Annotated in this window: 19 protein-coding genes and 1 tRNA gene; 10 read left to right on the top strand and 10 right to left on the bottom strand. The window is 65.2% G+C overall.

What is annotated here, in order from left to right; genetic code table 11:
- Window positions 1-33 precede the first annotated feature (33 nt).
- Window positions 34-459: a cell division protein ZapA gene (locus KVX96_RS11060; protein WP_261194490.1), complete on the bottom strand. Its 426-nt coding sequence runs from the start codon at window positions 457-459 to the stop codon at window positions 34-36.
- Window positions 459-944, bottom strand: coding sequence for a hypothetical protein (locus KVX96_RS11065; RefSeq protein ID WP_261194491.1), 486 nt, complete (start codon window positions 942-944; stop codon window positions 459-461). The genes KVX96_RS11060 and KVX96_RS11065 overlap by 1 nt, the downstream gene beginning before the upstream one ends.
- 267 nt (window positions 945-1,211) lie before the next feature.
- Here KVX96_RS11065 and tkt point away from each other — a divergent pair, with 267 nt between their 5' ends.
- The 5 genes from tkt to KVX96_RS11090 all read left to right on the top strand — a co-directional run bounded on the left by tkt (window position 1,212) and on the right by KVX96_RS11090 (window position 6,351).
- Window positions 1,212-3,227: a transketolase gene (gene tkt, locus KVX96_RS11070; protein WP_261195442.1), complete on the top strand. Its 2,016-nt coding sequence runs from the start codon at window positions 1,212-1,214 to the stop codon at window positions 3,225-3,227.
- 470 nt (window positions 3,228-3,697) lie between these two features.
- Complete coding sequence (gap, locus tag KVX96_RS11075; RefSeq protein ID WP_261194492.1) at window positions 3,698-4,702, top strand: type I glyceraldehyde-3-phosphate dehydrogenase; 1,005 nt, start codon at window positions 3,698-3,700, stop codon at window positions 4,700-4,702.
- Between the two features lie 39 nt (window positions 4,703-4,741).
- A complete protein-coding gene (locus KVX96_RS11080) occupies window positions 4,742-4,885 on the top strand; it encodes a hypothetical protein (protein ID WP_261194493.1) in 144 nt (47 codons plus the stop codon).
- A 109-nt stretch (window positions 4,886-4,994) separates the two neighbouring features.
- Window positions 4,995-5,996, top strand: a complete 1,002-nt coding sequence (gene gap / locus KVX96_RS11085; RefSeq protein WP_261194494.1) for a type I glyceraldehyde-3-phosphate dehydrogenase — start codon at window positions 4,995-4,997, stop codon at window positions 5,994-5,996.
- A gap of 196 nt (window positions 5,997-6,192) precedes the next feature.
- The gene (locus KVX96_RS11090) at window positions 6,193-6,351 is read left to right on the top strand and encodes a hypothetical protein (RefSeq protein WP_261194495.1); all 159 of its coding nucleotides are present in this window, start codon (window positions 6,193-6,195) and stop codon (window positions 6,349-6,351) included.
- 182 nt (window positions 6,352-6,533) lie between these two features.
- Here the strand turns inward: KVX96_RS11090 and KVX96_RS11095 are convergent, their stop codons facing one another.
- Window positions 6,534-6,959 (bottom strand): SufE family protein, encoded by a 426-nt coding sequence (locus tag KVX96_RS11095; protein ID WP_261195443.1) that lies wholly within the window; start codon window positions 6,957-6,959, stop codon window positions 6,534-6,536.
- 130 nt (window positions 6,960-7,089) lie between these two features.
- Between KVX96_RS11095 and KVX96_RS11100 the strand changes: the two genes are divergently transcribed.
- Complete coding sequence (locus KVX96_RS11100; RefSeq protein ID WP_261194496.1) at window positions 7,090-7,560, top strand: hypothetical protein; 471 nt, start codon at window positions 7,090-7,092, stop codon at window positions 7,558-7,560.
- A gap of 73 nt (window positions 7,561-7,633) precedes the next feature.
- Here KVX96_RS11100 and rnd read toward each other — a convergent pair whose 3' ends face one another.
- From rnd to KVX96_RS11120, 4 genes are all read right to left on the bottom strand, one after another.
- Complete coding sequence (gene rnd, locus KVX96_RS11105; RefSeq protein WP_261194497.1) at window positions 7,634-8,794, bottom strand: ribonuclease D; 1,161 nt, start codon at window positions 8,792-8,794, stop codon at window positions 7,634-7,636.
- Window positions 8,795-8,871: 77 nt separating this feature from the next.
- Complete coding sequence (gene purN, locus KVX96_RS11110) at window positions 8,872-9,468, bottom strand: phosphoribosylglycinamide formyltransferase (RefSeq protein WP_261194498.1); 597 nt, start codon at window positions 9,466-9,468, stop codon at window positions 8,872-8,874.
- Complete coding sequence (gene purM, locus KVX96_RS11115; RefSeq protein ID WP_261194499.1) at window positions 9,465-10,511, bottom strand: phosphoribosylformylglycinamidine cyclo-ligase; 1,047 nt, start codon at window positions 10,509-10,511, stop codon at window positions 9,465-9,467. Before purM ends, purN begins: the two co-directional genes overlap by 4 nt.
- Window positions 10,512-10,605: 94 nt before the next feature.
- Window positions 10,606-11,592, bottom strand: a complete 987-nt coding sequence (locus tag KVX96_RS11120) for an MBL fold metallo-hydrolase (protein WP_261194500.1) — start codon at window positions 11,590-11,592, stop codon at window positions 10,606-10,608.
- 125 nt (window positions 11,593-11,717) lie between these two features.
- Between KVX96_RS11120 and KVX96_RS11125 the strand changes: the two genes are divergently transcribed.
- Window positions 11,718-12,644 carry a LysR family transcriptional regulator gene (locus tag KVX96_RS11125; RefSeq protein WP_261194501.1) on the top strand — a complete coding sequence of 309 codons (927 nt, stop codon included), beginning with the start codon at window positions 11,718-11,720 and terminating at the stop codon, window positions 12,642-12,644.
- 61 nt (window positions 12,645-12,705) lie between these two features.
- Window positions 12,706-12,782 (top strand) — tRNA-Ile (locus KVX96_RS11130).
- A gap of 12 nt (window positions 12,783-12,794) precedes the next feature.
- Here the strand turns inward: KVX96_RS11130 and KVX96_RS11135 are convergent.
- On the bottom strand, window positions 12,795-13,259 hold the full coding sequence (locus KVX96_RS11135; RefSeq protein WP_261194502.1) for a hypothetical protein: 465 nt from the start codon (window positions 13,257-13,259) through the stop codon (window positions 12,795-12,797).
- Between the two features lie 185 nt (window positions 13,260-13,444).
- Here KVX96_RS11135 and KVX96_RS11140 point away from each other — a divergent pair, with 185 nt between their 5' ends.
- Entirely contained in the window at window positions 13,445-14,041 is a 597-nt protein-coding gene (locus KVX96_RS11140) for a HupE/UreJ family protein (protein WP_261194503.1), read from the top strand.
- Window positions 14,038-14,643, top strand: coding sequence for a hypothetical protein (locus tag KVX96_RS11145; RefSeq protein WP_261194504.1), 606 nt, complete (start codon window positions 14,038-14,040; stop codon window positions 14,641-14,643). Before KVX96_RS11140 ends, KVX96_RS11145 begins: the two co-directional genes overlap by 4 nt.
- 230 nt (window positions 14,644-14,873) lie before the next feature.
- On the opposite strand, the gene kduD is transcribed toward KVX96_RS11145, so the two are convergent.
- Window positions 14,874-15,602, bottom strand: coding sequence for a 2-dehydro-3-deoxy-D-gluconate 5-dehydrogenase KduD (kduD, locus tag KVX96_RS11150; protein WP_261194505.1), 729 nt, complete (start codon window positions 15,600-15,602; stop codon window positions 14,874-14,876).
- Window positions 15,599-16,423 (bottom strand): 5-dehydro-4-deoxy-D-glucuronate isomerase, encoded by an 825-nt coding sequence (kduI, locus tag KVX96_RS11155; protein WP_261194506.1) that lies wholly within the window; start codon window positions 16,421-16,423, stop codon window positions 15,599-15,601. Before kduI ends, kduD begins: the two co-directional genes overlap by 4 nt.
- Between the last annotated feature and the right edge of the window lie 5 nt (window positions 16,424-16,428).

Below are 16,428 nucleotides of genomic sequence, written 5' to 3' on the forward strand. Positions count from 1 at the left end.
TTGTGATCCGGCGCCACATCGCGCCGCGTGCCGTCAGGGTTTAGCGGCTTCCAGCGCCTCTGCAAGCCCTTCGGCGCGGGCGGCGATTTCGGCCATGCTTTCGATCAGCTGCGGCGGCACGACGGCCACTTCGACCGGAACCTCAACTGGCACTTCCACCTTCACCTCCACCGGCTCGCCGCCCCCTTTGCGGGCCTCAAGCTCGGCGATCTTGGCCTCCTGCGTGGCAGCCTTGCGTTCGGCTTCCTTCAGGCGTTCATCCAGCCCGGCTGTCTTGTCGGCCAGCATCAGCCCTGCCATCAGGAGCATACGCGCTTCCGGCAGTTTGCCGATCTGGCTCACCAATGTATCGGCTTCCGTCGCGAGCAAACCGGCGGCGGAACGCAGGAAATGCTCCTCGCCCTCCTGACAGGCCACCTGAAACTCACGGCCACCGATGGAAATCTTGATCTCCGGCATCACTCTGCCTCCCCGATGACGCCCTCAAGGGCAGTGAGCACCGTGTCCAGCTCGCGCTTCTCGGCGGCACGCGCGGCGCGCAGGGCTTCCAGTTCCGCCATCATCGAGCGGTTGATCAGGAAGGGCTCGCCCACGTTCTGCTCATTGGCCCCGCGCAGGGCGGCGAGGCTTTCGGTTAGCTGGCCGTTGGCGGCGCGCAGCTTCTGGCTATCCTTCTCGGCGTCCGAAAGCTGCTGCATGAGCTCATCGACCCGGCGTTTCAGCCCGGCCACATTGGCCTCCTGCTTTTCCTGAATGGCCGCCACGCGGGCTTCAAGGCTTTCGTTGGCGGCGCGCTCGGCCTCGAGGGCGGCGCGCAGCTCCTCCAGCTCTGCGCCGCTTTGCGGGCTTTCGCCCTGCTCCTGCGAAGGCGTGCTTTCGGCAGCCGCAGCAATGCGGTCGAGCGCGGCGCGGATGCGGGCTTCGATCTCGGTGATGTCGCTCATTTGGCCTGTTCCATGGGTGCCTGTTCCATGACTCTCCCCTTCTCTTTGCCGCCTGCGCGCGGTCGGCGCGCCCCGCAGACGAATCGGGTGTTCTGCATTGAATTGAGAGTTTAGCGAATGAAAAAGGGAATTGCGCCCCCCGCCATCGGCATATTGGCCCCGGATGAGCGCCCGATTGCCTCATGTTAGCGCAGAAACTTGCACTAATCAGCGACCCTGCTATCAGGGGCGCGACCAAGCGATTTCCCGAACCAGAGGATGAACCACGTGGATATCTCTGCCCTGCGCGAAAAACACCCCGAGCATTGGAAAAAGGCCGCCGCGATCCGCGTGCTGACGCTGGACGCCGTGGCTGCTGCGAATTCCGGCCACTCCGGCATGCCGATGGGCATGGCCGATGTGGCCACCGTGCTGTACGAGAACCACCTGAAGTTCGACCCGAAAAACCCGGACTGGATCGACCGCGACCGTTTCATCCTGTCGGCCGGCCATGGCTCGATGCTGCTTTATTCGCTGCTGCATCTCACCGGCTATGCCGACATGACGATCGATCAGCTGAAGAACTTCCGCCAGTGGGGCGCAAAAACCGCCGGCCACCCGGAATACGGCCACGCCAAGGGCATCGAGACGACGACCGGCCCGCTTGGGCAAGGCATCGCCAATGCCGTAGGCTTCGCCATCGCCGAGCAGATCCAGCGCGCCCGTTACGGCAAGAAGGTCATCGATCACTTCACCTATGTGATCGCGGGCGACGGCTGCCTGATGGAGGGCGTCAGCCAGGAGGCCATCGGCCTTGCCGGCAAGCATGAGCTCTCCAAGCTGATCGTGCTCTGGGACAACAACAACATCACCATCGACGGCACCGTCGACATGGCCGACAAGACCGATCAGGTGAAGCGCTTTCGCGCCTCCGGCTGGCACGTGGTGGAATGCGACGGCCATGATCCGGAAGACATCGACCGCGCCATCACCGAGGCCAAGGCCTCCCGCCGCCCCTCCATGGTGGCCTGCAAGACCCATATCGCGCTCGGCTCCTCCGCGCAGGACACCTCCAAGGGCCACGGCGCGCTGACCGATGCCAAGCTGATCGCCGACACCCGCGCCGTTTATGGCTGGGAACATGGGCCGTTCGACATTCCGGCTGATGTGAAAGCCGCCTGGGAAGCCACGGCAGAAAAAGGCGCAGCCGCCCATGCCGAATGGCAGGAGCGTTTCGCCACCCTGAGCGAAGGCCGCCAGAAAGAACTGACTCGCATCTACGCCCGCGAAGTGCCCAAGCGGCTTTCGGCCGTCGTGAAGGCGCTGAAGAAGCAGGTGTCCGAGGAGCAGCCCAAGGTTGCGACCCGGAAGGCCAGCGAAATGGCGCTGGCGGTGATCAACCCGATCATGCCCGAAACCATCGGCGGCTCGGCTGATCTCACCGGCTCCAACAACACCAAGACCGGCGATCTGGGCGTCTTCATGCCGGATAACCGCAAGGGCCGCTACATCTACTACGGCATCCGTGAGCACGGTATGGCGGCCGCGATGAACGGCATGGTTCTGCACGGCGGTGCAAGGGCTTACGGCGGCACCTTCATGTGCTTCACCGATTACGCCCGCCCCTCCATGCGGCTCGCGGCGCTGATGCAGATCCCGACGGTCTTCGTGATGACGCATGATTCCATCGGCCTTGGCGAAGACGGCCCGACCCACCAGCCGGTGGAGCATCTGGCCATCAGCCGCGCCACGCCCAACACCTGGGTGTTCCGCCCCGCCGATGCGGTCGAAACCGCCGAGGCCTGGGAGCTGGCGCTCTCGTCGCAATCCACGCCTTCGGTGCTGGCGCTGTCGCGTCAAAACCTGCCGACGGTGCGCACCGAGCACAAGAACGTCAACCTCACCGCGCGCGGCGGCTACGTGCTGTCGCAATCCGAGGGTAAGGCACAGGTCGTGCTGATGGCGACGGGCTCGGAAGTGGAAGTGGCGCTGAAGGCGCAGGCCGCTCTGCAGGCCGAGGGCATCGGCACGCGCGTGGTGTCCATGCCCTGCATGGAGCTTTTCGCCGCGCAGGACGAAGCCTACCGCCGCAAGGTTCTGGGTGCTGGCACCGTGCGCATCGCCATCGAGGCCGGTGTGCGTCAGGGCTGGGATCAGTGGCTGCTGGGCGAGCGTGGCCGCGAGGCCAAGTCGGCCTTCATCGGCATGGAAGGCTTCGGCGCTTCCGCGCCGGCGGAAGAGCTGTTCGAGAAGTTCGGCATCACCGCCGAGGCCGTTGCCGCGAAGGCGAAAGAGCTGCTGTAAGGCAGCCCTCGAATACGATTGGAAAGAGCGCCCTCGCGGCTCTCTTTTTTGTGTCCCCCTTTGCGCCCGGAGCAAGCCGGGGGCGTGTCGGCCCGTGGGCTGGCGCTTCCAGACGGTGGAGCGTGGCACTTTATCCATGCCACATCCGCGCGCCCTTAGAACGACGCCTGCACCCAGCAAAGCGCCAGCCCGCCCGGACGGGCCGGCGCGCACCCGGCGCCTTCGGCTTGTTCCGGGTGCAGCGTGCCTCGGAGCCGCAGAGTGATTCTGCACGTGCAAAGCGCCGCGTGGAAATGGTGGCGCTAACTCCGTGAAATCGTTTGCGCTAACGCCGTCCAAATTGCCTCAGTTTGCGCTAACACGTTGGAAAAATGCAGCTTTCCGGTTGGCCCCTTAACCCCTTCCCCCCTATAGAAGGCCCAAGCCCGCCATGGCCCGGCGGCTGGTTTGAAGAGTAGGAGAGCGCGACCATGACAATCACCGTTGGCATCAACGGCTTCGGCCGGATCGGCCGCTGCACGCTGGCTCATATCGCTGAAAGCGCCCGCAACGACGTTCAGGTGGTGAAGATCAACGCCACCGGCCCGATCGAAACCAACGCCCACCTGCTGCGCTATGACTCCGTGCATGGCCGCTTCCCCGGCGATGTGAAGGTCGATGGCAACACGATGGATCTGGGCCGCGGGCCGATGGAAGTCTTCTCCACCTATGACCCGACAGAGCTCGACTGGTCCGGCGTGGACGTTGTGCTGGAATGCACCGGCAAGTTCAATGATGGCCCCAAGGGCGCCGTGCACCTTGAGCAAGGCGCGAAAAAGGTGCTCTTCTCCGCCCCGGCCACCAATGTGGACCGCACCATCGTCTACGGCGTGAACCACCGCGCGCTGCAGGCCGACGACCGGCTCGTCTCCAACGGCTCCTGCACCACCAACTGCCTCGCCCCGCTCGCCAAGGTGCTCAACGACGCCATCGGCATCGAGCGCGGCATCATGACGACGATCCACAGCTACACCGGCGATCAACCCACGCTGGACCGCCGCCACAAGGATCTCTACCGCGCCCGCGCCGCCGCCATGGCGATGATCCCCACCTCCACCGGCGCGGCCAAGGCCCTGAAAGAAGTGCTGCCCGAGCTGGAAGGCCGCCTAGACGGCACCGCCCTGCGCGTGCCCACGCCCAATGTCTCGGCCGTGGATCTGACGTTTGAGGCCGGCAAGGACGTGACGGTCGAAGACGTGAACGAGATCGTGCGCGAGGCCGCCTCCGGCCACATGCGCTCGGTGCTGGCCTATGATCCCGAGCCCAAGGTCTCGATCGACTTTAACCACACCACCCATTCCTCCATCTTTGCCCCCGATCAGACGAAGGTTATCGGTGGCCGGACCGTGCGCGTTCTGGCATGGTACGACAACGAATGGGGGTTCTCCTGCCGGATGGCCGATGTGGCCGCAGCGATGGGGCGTCTCCTGCACTAACAGGGAGAACCGGGGCGCAACCGCTGCCCCGTGCCACGCATGACAAACGGACTCGCACTTGTGCTCGGCGGCCTGATCCTCGCGATCTTTGCCGCCGATTTGCTGTTCTTCCACTGGGGCATGTCCCTTTTCCTCGCCAAGAAGTTCTCCGAATTTTCGGAATTTATCGCTTTCTGGCGATAGCGACCAAATGAACGGTTGACCTTCTTTCGCAAATGAACATGTTAGCGATAACAGATTTCCGGGGGTATGGCCCGACCCCATCACTGTTGCCGATAGGAGTTTGCGCGACATGGCTGTGAAAGTAGCAATCAACGGTTTTGGACGGATCGGGCGCAATGTGCTGCGCGCGATCGAGGAAGCAGGCCGCACCGACATCGAGGTCGTGGCGATCAACGATCTGGGCCCGGTGGAAACCAACGCCCACCTGCTGCGCTATGACTCGGTGCATGGCCGCTTTCCCAAGGAAGTGAAAACCACCGAAACCACCATCGACGTGGGCCGTGGCCCGATCGAGGTCACCGCGATCCGCAACCCCACGGATCTGCCCTGGGGCGATGTGGACATCGTGCTGGAATGCACCGGCATCTTCACCGCGCGCGACAAGGCAGCGTTGCACCTCGAATACGGCGCCAAGCGCGTGCTCGTCTCCGCGCCTGCCGCTGGGGCCGACAAGACGATCGTCTACGGGGTGAACCACGACACGCTCACCGCCGATGACCTCGTGGTCTCCAACGCCTCCTGCACCACCAACTGCCTCTCGCCGGTTGCCAAGGTGCTGAACGACACCGTGGGCATCACCCGTGGCTTCATGACGACGATCCACAGCTACACGGGCGATCAGCCGACGCTGGACACGATGCACAAGGATCTCTACCGCGCCCGTGCGGCGGCGATGAACATGATCCCGACCTCCACCGGCGCGGCCAAGGCCGTGGGCCTCGTGCTGCCGGAACTGAACGGCAAGCTCGACGGCGTCGCCATCCGCGTGCCGACGCCCAACGTCTCCGTGGTGGACCTGACCTTTGAAGCCGGCCGCGACACCTCGGCCGAGGAAATCAACGCCGCGATCCACGCTGCCGCCGCCGGCCCGCTCAAAGGCATCCTTGGCGTCACCGACAGCAAGCTCGTGAGCATGGATTTCAACCACGACAGCCACTCCTCAATCTTCTCGACGGACCAGACCAAGGTGATGGACGGCAACCTCTGCCGTGTGCTCTCCTGGTATGACAACGAGTGGGGCTTCTCCTGCCGCATGGCCGACACGGCCGTTGAAATGGCGAAATACCTGTAACAGACCTTCCAACAAGTACGTTACCGGCATGACCCGCCCGCGCTTCCCCAGAGCGCGGGCGGTTTTCTTTTGCGCGGGCGCGAACCGCCGGTATGACAACCTTGCATGACAGACCTGCCGAAACAGACCTAACCGGAAGCGCTTTGGCTGCCCATCTATGGCTCAACAACAGGATCTGAACCGAAAGGAAACGAACATGAGCCTCTTTCACACCCTCTTTGACTCCGCCCGCAAACGCATCGCCTACCGCCGCACCGTGAACGCCATCCGCAACATGCCCAAAGAGATCGCTGAAGATCTGGGTGTATTCCGCGGCGACGCCACCCGGATTGCCACGAAGGCCGTCTACGGCTGACACGCCACTTCAAAAGGCTCAGGCGCGCGATGCGCACCGGATAAAATGCGAAAGCCGCCCTTTGGGCGGCTTGCTTGTTTGTAAGGGCAAGGGGGCGCTGCCCCCGCCGTGCCTGCGGCACGACTCCCCCGGGATATTTCGGCCAAGATGAAGGGAGGCCGTTTTTGCTGAGGCGGCGGGCCTCAGGCCGCTTGGGCGGCCGCCGTTTCGCGGATCCGCTGCACCATGGCGCGCAGGCCGTTGGAACGCTGCGAGGAAAGGTGCTCGTTGAGGCCGAGCCGCGCGAGTTCGCCGCCGGCGTCCACTTTCAGCACCTCGGAGACGGGGATGCCGTTGTAGAGCGCCATGAGCACCGCGATCAGCCCGCGCACGATCATTGCATCGCTGTCGCCCCGGAAGTTGAAGGTGGCGCCTCCGCCCTGCCCGTCAATCTCTGGCAGCAGCCAAACCTGGCTGGCGCAGCCGTCGACTTTCGTGGCGGGCACTTTGAAGGCCTCTTCCAGCGGGTCCATCGCCTTGCCAAGGTCGATCACATGGCGGTAGCGATCCTCCCAATCCTCAAGGAAATCGAAGGTCTCCGCGATCTCTTCAAAGGCTTCGGTGGCCATCGGCATCTGCTCCCGTTTGGTGTTGCACCCTCACCTAAGCCGCCCACGCGTGAAGGTCCAGTGTTTCGAAGCGGGTTTTCAAGTGGCGCGCTATGGGCTAACCGATTGTCAGGCAACGAGGGACCAATTGATGAAACCTGCAGGCATCACGCTACTGGCCGCCACGCTTCTGCTTTCGGCGTGCGGTAACTCCGCCTCACTGAACCCGTTCAACTGGTTTCGCAGCGGCGACAGCGAGGTTGTCACCGTGACGACAGATGACGGGGTGATCGTCATTCAGGATCCGCGTGTGCTGATTGATCAGGTCACGGCGCTTCGGGTGGATGACACGCCCGGCGGCGTGATCGTGACCGCAACTGGGGTGGCCGCGTCGCAGGGTTATTTCCGGGCCGATCTCTTTGCGCTCAATGAAGGCGAGCCGCAGAACGGCGTCCTCACCTACGAGTTCCGCGTGCTGAAACCGCTCACGCCGCAGCCTGTCTCCACGCCGCAATCGCGCGAGATTACCGCTGGCGGTTTCATTTCCGACCCGCGGCTGCGGGAAGGCATCCGCGAGATCCGGGTGAACGGCGCGCGCAATTCCCGCAGCGCCCGGCCTTAAACCTGCGAGCCTGACTGAAAACGAGAACGGGGGCCCGAGGCCCCCGCTTTGGTGTCCGGCATCCGCTCTGCCCTCACGACAGGCGGATCACTTTCACCTTCTGCCCCTTCACGCCGAGCGCCACCTTGCCCTCGCAAATGCGCAGCGCGTCTTCGCCGAAGACCTCCAGCCGCCAGCCTTTCAGCGAGGGAACATCGCGCTCCCCGGCGGCGATGGCGTCCAGTTCGGCGGCATTGGCGATCATCTTGGGCGCCACGTCGGCCTCGTCGCTCTTGGCTTTCAGCAGCACGCGCAGCAGATCGGCCAGCGCCGGGTTCACCTGCACCTTGTCGTTGCCATTGGGCACCTTCGGGTAGGTGGCCGGATCGGCTTCGAGGCCTGCTTTCACCGCCGCCAGAATGCCGTCGGCGATATCGCCCTTGCGGGCTTCGCGCAGCAGCAGCCGCGAGCGGCCAAGATCCTTGACATCCGCCGGTTTGGTGGAGGCCATTTCCAGCAGTGCATCATCCTTGAAAACACGGTTGCGCGGGATGTTCCTGGTCTGCGCGTAATCCTCGCGGAAGCGCGCCAGCTCGCGCACGATGGCGAGGAATTTGCCTGTGTTGGTGCGGGTCTTCACCCGTTTCCACGCCTCTTCCGGCACCACGGTATAGGTGTCGGGCGTTGTCAGGACCTGAATCTCCTCGGCCACCCATTTGTCGCGCCCGGTCTTGGCGAGCTTGGCGGCGAGGAATTCGTAGATGTCGCGCAGATGGGTCACATCGGCGAGCGCGTATGTCTTCTGCGCCTCGGTGAGCGGGCGGCGGGACCAGTCGGTGAAGCGCGAGGTTTTATCCAGCGACTGTTTGGCGATCTTGCGCACCAGCGTTTCATAGCCGACCTGTTCGCCGAAGCCGCAGACCATCGCGGCCACCTGCGTGTCAAACAGCGGATCCGGGATCACGCCGCCATCGACGAAGAAGATCTCCAGATCCTGCCGGGCAGCATGGAAAACCTTCACCGTGGAGGTGTCGCGGAACAGCGCGTAGAGCGGCTCGAGCGAAAGCCCCTCGACGAGCGGATCCACCAGCACGGCATCGGTTTTGCCATCGCCGCGATAGGCCAGCTGGATCAGGCAGAGCTTGGAGAAATAGGTGCGTTCGCGCAGGAACTCGGTGTCGACGGTGACGTAATCGGCTTTCGCCGCCGCCTGGCAGAAGTCAGCAAGCTCCTGCGTGGTGGTGAGTGTGATCATGGGGACCGTTGTTTCTTTGCCTTGGGTCGGCCGGATTTGATCCGTCATAGGCCGCATTGGGAGGGAAGGAAAGGCAACTAGGGCAGATGAACCGGTGTCCGGTCGCCAGCGGCGTAACGGCGCAACACTTCCGGGTAGAGCTGATGCTCCAGCGGCAGCACGCGCGCGGCGAGTGCCTCGGGAGTGTCGCCCGCAAGGATCGGCACGCGGGCCTGCCCCAGAATCGGGCCACCGTCGAGTTCGGCCGTCACCTCATGCACCGAGCAGCCCGCTTCCCCATCGCCTGCCTCAATGGCGCGGGCGTGGGTGTTGAGCCCCTTGTACTTGGGCAGCAGCGAGGGGTGGATGTTGAGCATCCGGCCGGCCCATTTCTCCACGAAGAACGGCGTCAGCACGCGCATGAAGCCGGCAAGGCAGATCATGTCGGGCTGCGCGGCGTCGAGCGCCTCCAGCAGCTTGGCCTCGAAGGCCTCGCGATCCTTGCCAAACGGCCTGTGCTCCACCACCGCCGTTGCCACACCGCGCGCTTGCGCTTTAGCCAGCCCTCCGGCGGCCGGATCATTGGCCAGCACCAGAACGGGCTTTGCAGGGTGATCGACGGCGGCCATGGAGTCCACAAGGCTCACCATGTTGGAGCCGCCGCCGGAGATCAGGATCGCGACGCGGCGTGTCACAGAAGCGCGCCCGTGTAGGACACGCCCTCGCCCTTGGTCACGGTGCCGATGCGGTAGACGGTCTCGCCTTCGGCCTGAAGCAGCGCGGTGAGCGCCTCGGCGCGGTCCGCCGAAACGGCAAGCACCATGCCGGTGCCGGCGTTGAACGTTTTCAGCAGTTCGGCTTCGGCCATGCCGGCGGTCTCGGCCAGCCAGCGGAAAACGGGCGGCAGTTCCCATGCGCCCAGATTCACGGTTGCGCCAAGCCCTTCGGGCAGCACGCGCGGCAGGTTTTCCGTCAGGCCGCCGCCGGTGATATGGGCCAGCGCGTGCACGCCCCCTGCCCGCACCGCCGCCAGCGCCTGTTTCACGTAAAGCCGCGTGGGCGCGAGCAGCGCTTCGCCCAGCGTGCCATCGGCGAAGGGGGCTTGCGCGTCCCAGCCGAGGCCCGAAAGCTCCACCACTTTGCGGACCAGAGAATAGCCGTTGGAATGCACACCGTCAGAGGCCAGCGCCAGCAGCACGTCGCCCTCACCAACGCCTGCAGGCAGGTCCGCGCCACGCTCCATTGCGCCGACAGCAAAGCCGGCCAGATCGAAATCGCCATCGTGGTACATGCCCGGCATTTCTGCCGTCTCACCGCCGATCAGCGCGCAGCCCGAGCGCGCGCAGCCTTCGGCGATGCCCTCGATGATCGCGGTGGCCTGCTCAAGCTCCAGCTTGCCGGTGGCGAAATAGTCGAGGAAGAAGAGCGGCTCCGCCCCCTGGCAGACCAGATCGTTGACGCACATGGCCACGAGATCGATCCCGATGGTGGAGACATTGCCAGTGTCGATGGCGATGCGCAGCTTGGTGCCGACACCGTCGGTGGCCGCCACGAGGATCGGATCCTCATAGCCTGCGCCTTTCAGATCGAAGAGCGCGCCGAAGCCGCCGAGGCCCGACATCACGCCGGGGCGCGCGGTGCGTTTGGCGGCGGGTTTGATCCGGTCCACCAGCGCGTTGCCGGCGTCGATGTCCACACCGGCGTCGGCGTAGGTCAGTCCGTTCTTCTTCTCGGTCATCGGGCGGGCTCCTTCGCAATGATTGGCGTGGCCTTAGCGCAAAGCCCGCGCGAAGGAAACCGGCGATTGCAAGGGCAATCGCCGGTAATTTGCCTCAGAGCGCGTATTGCCAGGGCGTGGGCTGGTAAGCGTAGCCCGCAGCCGCGCCGCGCACCTTGCCAAGGCCGGGGAAATCAAGGTGCGATCCCGTCACCAGCAGATCGTCGGCCACCGCGCGATCAAACATCGCCAGCCGCGTCTGCAGCACCTGCGCCGGGTCGGCGTCAAAGACGATGGAGACCTCGGGATGGGCGAACTGCAGCGCGGTGATATGGACGGTATCGCCCCAGAACAGCAGCTGCTCTTCGCCCGATTGCAGCAGGAAGCCCGCATGCCCCGGCGTGTGCCCCGGCAGCGGCAGGCTGCGCAGCCCCGGCAGGATCTCGGCTTCACTCTGGAAGCGGATCAGGCGATCTGCGTAGGGCGCGAGGCTGGCGCGGGCCATCTGGAAGAAGGGCCGGTTGCCCTCCGGCACCGCCGCCAGAATGGCGTCATCATGCCAGAAGCCGTATTCCACCTCGCCCACGGCCACCTCGGCATTGGGGAAGGTCGCGCTGCCATCGGCTGCCAGCAGCCCGCCCACGTGGTCGGGGTGCAAATGCGTGGCCGCGACGAGATCCACCTGTTCGGGCGTGATCCCGACAGACGCCAGCGCAGCCGGAAGCGCGCCCAGCGTGGGGCCCATAAGCCCGGCGGTGCCCGCGTCCACCAGCACGGTGCGGCCTGCCTCTTCGATGACGAAAGCGTTCACCGGGATACGCACCCCGCCGCCGTGGCGCCTCTGCTGGGCGGCGGCGAGCCCGGCGTCAAGCTGCGCGGCATCATAGGGCGCGATCATCCCCGGCTGCAGATCGACGAACCCGTCCAGAAGCGCGGTGACGCGGGCCTCGCCGACGGTGAAGCGATAGGCCCGCGTGACATCGGCTGCCGCGGCAGAAACGGCAGTCTGGCGGGCGGCTTGCGCGAAAGCCGGCAGGCCGAACCCGGCGATGGCGGGGGCGGCCAGCCCGGACAAAAGGAACCCTCGGCGATTGATTGTCATTAGGATCTCCAATACCTAATCTGGAAAGAATGGCCGCATCGGCGGCTGCCCCTCGTATTTACGCAAGGATTTCTGGAAATGATCCCCGCCCGCCCTGATAGAAGCTATAAGCAAGGCTAATACTCATGGACCGGATCAACCTGCTCGAAACCCTTGTCATCGCCGCGCATGAAGGCAGTTTCTCGGCCGCCGGGGCACGGCGGGGCATCTCGCAATCGGCCGTGAGCCAGCAGATGCGCCTGCTGGAGGAGCAGCTGGGCCAGCAGCTTCTGCATCGCGGCGGGCGCGGCGTGCAGCCCACCCGCGCAGGCGAGATGGTGCTCGCCCATGCGCAGCGCATCCTTGAAGCCCACGCGCTGATGCTGGCGGAGGTGGAATCGCTGGAACAGACCCCATCGGGCAGCCTGCGCATCAGCGTGAGCCAGTTTCTGGGCCGCCGCGTGCTGGGTCCGCTGCTGGTGGATCTGGGCCGCAGCTACCCGGAGCTTGAGATCGTGCTGCGGCTGGAGGACCGTCTCGTGGACGTGGTGCGCGAGGGCTATGATCTGGCCCTGCGCTCCGGCGAGTTGGGCCAGACGGAAGGCTACGGCCGCCGCATCGCCGCGCTTGAGACGGTGCTGATCGCCACGCCGCAATACCTGCGCGACAACGGCCAACCGGAGACGCCCGGCGATCTGTTGCACCACAAGTTCATCCAGCACCACGAAAGCCAGTTTCGCGGTGTCATGCCGCTGACACGCGGGGGCGAGATGTTCGAGGCCCCGATCCGCGTGGGCTTCACCGCCGACGATCCCGATCTGATCATGACGGCGGTGCTGAAACACGCAGGCTACAGCCGCGTCCCCCGGCTTTTCGTGGCCGAGGGGCTGGCGGATGGCACGTTCGCGCAGATCCTGCCCGGCTACCGGCCCGAGGAAAAGCGGCTCTACGCCGTCACGCCCACGCGCCAACAGCCCGGCTCGCGCGTGGATCTTGTGGTCACGGCCTTCACGCGCGAACTGGCCCGGCTGGAATCAGAGGCCCTTGCGCGCAGCCCTGCACCCGTAGCCTAGGCCGAGTCACCCTCAAGCCCGCTTGACCCTGCGCCGGGCTTTGCCTAATCACGGCGCTGGCGGGCCTGTAGCTCAATTGGTTAGAGCAGAGCGCTCATAACGCTTTGGTTGCGGGTTCAAGTCCTGCCGGGCCTACCATCCTCCGCCCCGCTAGCCCTCCTGCCCTTCCCCGGGGCCACTCTCCCCCCCGCCGTCATCCTCAAACAGAGTCGGAGAGATTGTCACAAGGGGTGAGAATCGCGGCTGGGCGGTGCCTTCCTGCCACCCTTCCAGATAACCGACCAATTCGACCTCGTCCTCTGGCAGCGCGCGGTAGACGAAACCCTCCGCCGAAATGTAGCCAGACACGCCGCCCGACAACATACGTGCGCCACCACTGATAACGGCACCCGGCAGCGACCCGACAACCTTGGCTTTCAGCGTATAAAGGGCTTTCGGCGGCTTATCGTCTTTCCAGTGCCACTGCCCGCAGTAATCCGTGCCTTTGGTCCGCGGGCGTTTGCCTGAGACATCCGGGGGCATCAGCATACACTCTGCCGCTTCGTCTGTCCGGTTGTGGCTGCGGCGATGGGGCTTCCAATGATAGCAGGTGTCACAATCCCTCTGAAAACTCATGGGGGGCTCCTATGGTGAAGTAAAAATGTCTTTGCGTTTATGGGGGAAGAGTATAGCGGCAACCGGACCTTGGGCAAAGAATTTGCCAGAGCCCCACACGACTCGGCGGAGCACTTCTGCGGTTGAACGCGCGGTGCGGCTGGCCTACCCATGTCAGCAACTGCCCCCATACCGGAGCCCCCCTGATGCCAGCCCGCACTCTCGCCCTTCTGCTTGCCCTTGCCCTTGACTGCCTTGCCGCGCCGCAAGTCGCGCTTGCCCATAGCGGCGACGGCTACGGCGGCGGGTTCGTGGCGGGCGTCACCCATCCGATTCTCGGCTGGGATCACGTGGCGGCCATGGTGGCTGTTGGCCTTTGGGGGGCCTTCCTTGGCGCGCCGGCGATCTGGATCCTGCCGGTGGTCTTTCCGCTGGTCATGGCCTTCGGCGCGGTGCTCGGCATTCTGGGCATCCCCGTGCCTGCGGTGGAGACCGGAATCGCGCTGTCGGCGGTGGTGCTGGGGCTGATGATCGTCTTCGCCGTGCGCCCGCCGCTTTGGGTGGCCGCCGTGATCGTGGGCGCTTTCGCGATCTTCCACGGCTACGCCCATGGCACCGAACTGCCCGCCACAGTGAATGCCTTTGCCTATGCGGTGGGCTTCGTGATCTCCACCGGGCTGCTGCACCTCATCGGCATCGCCTTCGGCCTGCTGGTGAAATGGCCTGCGGGCCGCCTGGCGGTGCGCGGCGCAGGGGGCGTGATTTCGCTCGCGGGCGTGGCCTTCCTGACCGGCGCGGTATGACGCCTCTTCTCAGGGTTGGCGCGGCGGCTCTGGCCGTGGCGCTTTGCGCGGGCCCTGCCATGGCCCATGCGCCGATCCCCGGCATCAAGGGCTTCTACATCGGCGCCCTGCACCCGTTCTCCACCCCGCCGCAGGCGCTGATGATGCTGGGCGCGGGGCTGCTGGTGGCGGGCCATGCGGTCTACCGGGCCAAGTTCTTCTTCGCGGGGTTCGCGCTCACCAGCCTTCTGGGGCTCTTCACCGGGCAGCCGCCCGCGTGGCTCGATACAGCGATGTATGCGGCGGCCGCGCTCGTCTGCGCCCTTGCCGCGCTACTGCCGGGGCGCGTGCTTCCCGGCGCGACCCTCCTCACCGCCCTCTGTGGCCTGCTGATCGGCATGGCCTCGGTGCCCGATCCCGGCCCGGCGCGGGACATGGCCTTCACTATGAGCGGCGCGCTCTTCGGGGCGAACCTTGGGCTGCTCTATATCTGGGGCGGCACGCTTTTTCTGAAGGAGCGCATCCCGCAGGACTGGCTTGCCATCGGCTTGCGCATTCTGGCGGCTTGGATCGGCGCGATTGCCCTGCTGATGCTGGCGCTGGCTTACGCGCCTGCGGCCTGAAGCGTGAGCTTCCTGCAAAGGAGCGCCTGCGAGTGACACCCTTCTCCGCGATCTTGGCAAAGGGCAGTCCCAGACCGCCGGGTGGGGGCAAAGCCCCCGCCCGATGGGGGCGGTCGGGGGCTGCCCGGCGATGCCGCCGGGCCAGATAGCCGAAACTACCCCCAAAAAACGAAAAACCGGGGCCGCGCGCTCAGTGCGCAGCCCCGGTTCCCCTGTTCACGTCGCGCCGGCTAGCGGGCTAGCCATCCCCCGTCGACGTTGAACACAGCCCCGTGCACGTAGCCCGAGGCCGGAGACGCAAGGAAGACAGCCATCCCCGCGATATCGGCCGGATCGCCCCAACGGCCGGCCGGGATGCGCTCAAGGATCGCCTTGTTGCGGTCGGCATCCTCGCGCAGGGCTTGGGTGTTGTTGGTGGCGATATAGCCCGGCGCAATGGCGTTGACGTTGATGCCCTTGGCCGCCCATTCATTGGCAAGGATCTTCGTCAGCCCTGCCACGCCGTGTTTGGACGCCGTGTAGGAGGGCACGCGGATACCGCCCTGAAAGCTCAGGAGCGACGCGATGTTGACGATCCGCCCGCCGCGCCCCGCAGCCAGCGCGGCCTTGGCGAAGGCCTGACAGGTGAAGAACAGCGCCTTGAGGTTCACGTCCATCACCGCGTCCCAGTCCTCTTCGGAGAACTCCACGGAATCGGCGCGGCGAATGATGCCGGCGTTGTTGACAAGGATGTCCACGCGACGCCCGGCAAACACATCCTGTGCCGCCATCGGATCGGAGAAATCCAGTGTCAGCTCTTCGGCGCTGTCGATCAGGCCTACGGTCTCGGCGCAGGAGGAGCGCCCGGCACAGATCACATGCGCGCCCGCCTGCCCCAGCGCCACGGCGATGGCCTGCCCGATGCCGGTGTTGGCACCGGTCACAAGTGCCGTCTGGCCTTCCAGCGAAAAGGAGATCATCGCAGGTTCTCCATCGGCACCATGTCCATATCGGTGAAGGCCATGTTGTCGCCCGCCATCGCCCAGCAGAACGTGTAAGAGCCCGTCCCCGCGCCAGAGTGGATCGACCACGGCGGCGATACGGCGATCTCTTCGTTGCCCATCACCATGTGGCGCGTCTCGCTCGGCTCGCCCATGAAGTGGAACACGCGCTGGCCCTCGGCCACGTCGAAATAGAGATAGGCCTCCATGCGGCGGTCGTGGATGTGGGCGGGCATCGTGTTCCAGACAGAGCCGTTGTGCAGCTGGGTGTAGCCCATAACGAGCTGGCAGCTTTTCACGCCATCGGGGTGGATGCACTGGCAGATGGAGCGGTCGTTGGAGGTTTCGGCGCTGCCGAGCTTCACCTGATTGGCGTCCTCCGGGCGGATCAGCGCGGCCGGGTATGCCGTGTGCGCGGGGGCGGAGACGATGTAGAAGCGGCCCTCGCCGGAGAAGGAGACCGCACCCGCGCCCATCGGCAGGTAGAGCATGTCGCCCTTGTTGAGCTCCCATGTCTGATCCATCGCGCCGACAATGCCGGTGCCGCCGATGTTCAGGATACCCACCTCGCGGCGGTCCAGGAAGGAGGCGGTGCCGGTTTCGGCCACGGCGTCGAGCACCAGCGTCTTGCCGGCGGGCACGGCGCCGCCGACGATCAGGCGGTCATAGTGGGTGTAGGTCAGGCGAATCTCGCCCTCGGCAAAAGCGCCCCCCACGTGGAATTTCTCGCGCAGGCCGGAGGTGTCGAGGCCTTTGGCGGTTTCGGGATCGGTGGCGTAGAGGGTTTGGACGGTCAGCACGTCTG

This window comes from Pseudoruegeria sp. SHC-113 (assembly GCF_025376885.1).
Classification (GTDB): Bacteria; Pseudomonadota; Alphaproteobacteria; order Rhodobacterales; family Rhodobacteraceae; genus Pseudoruegeria.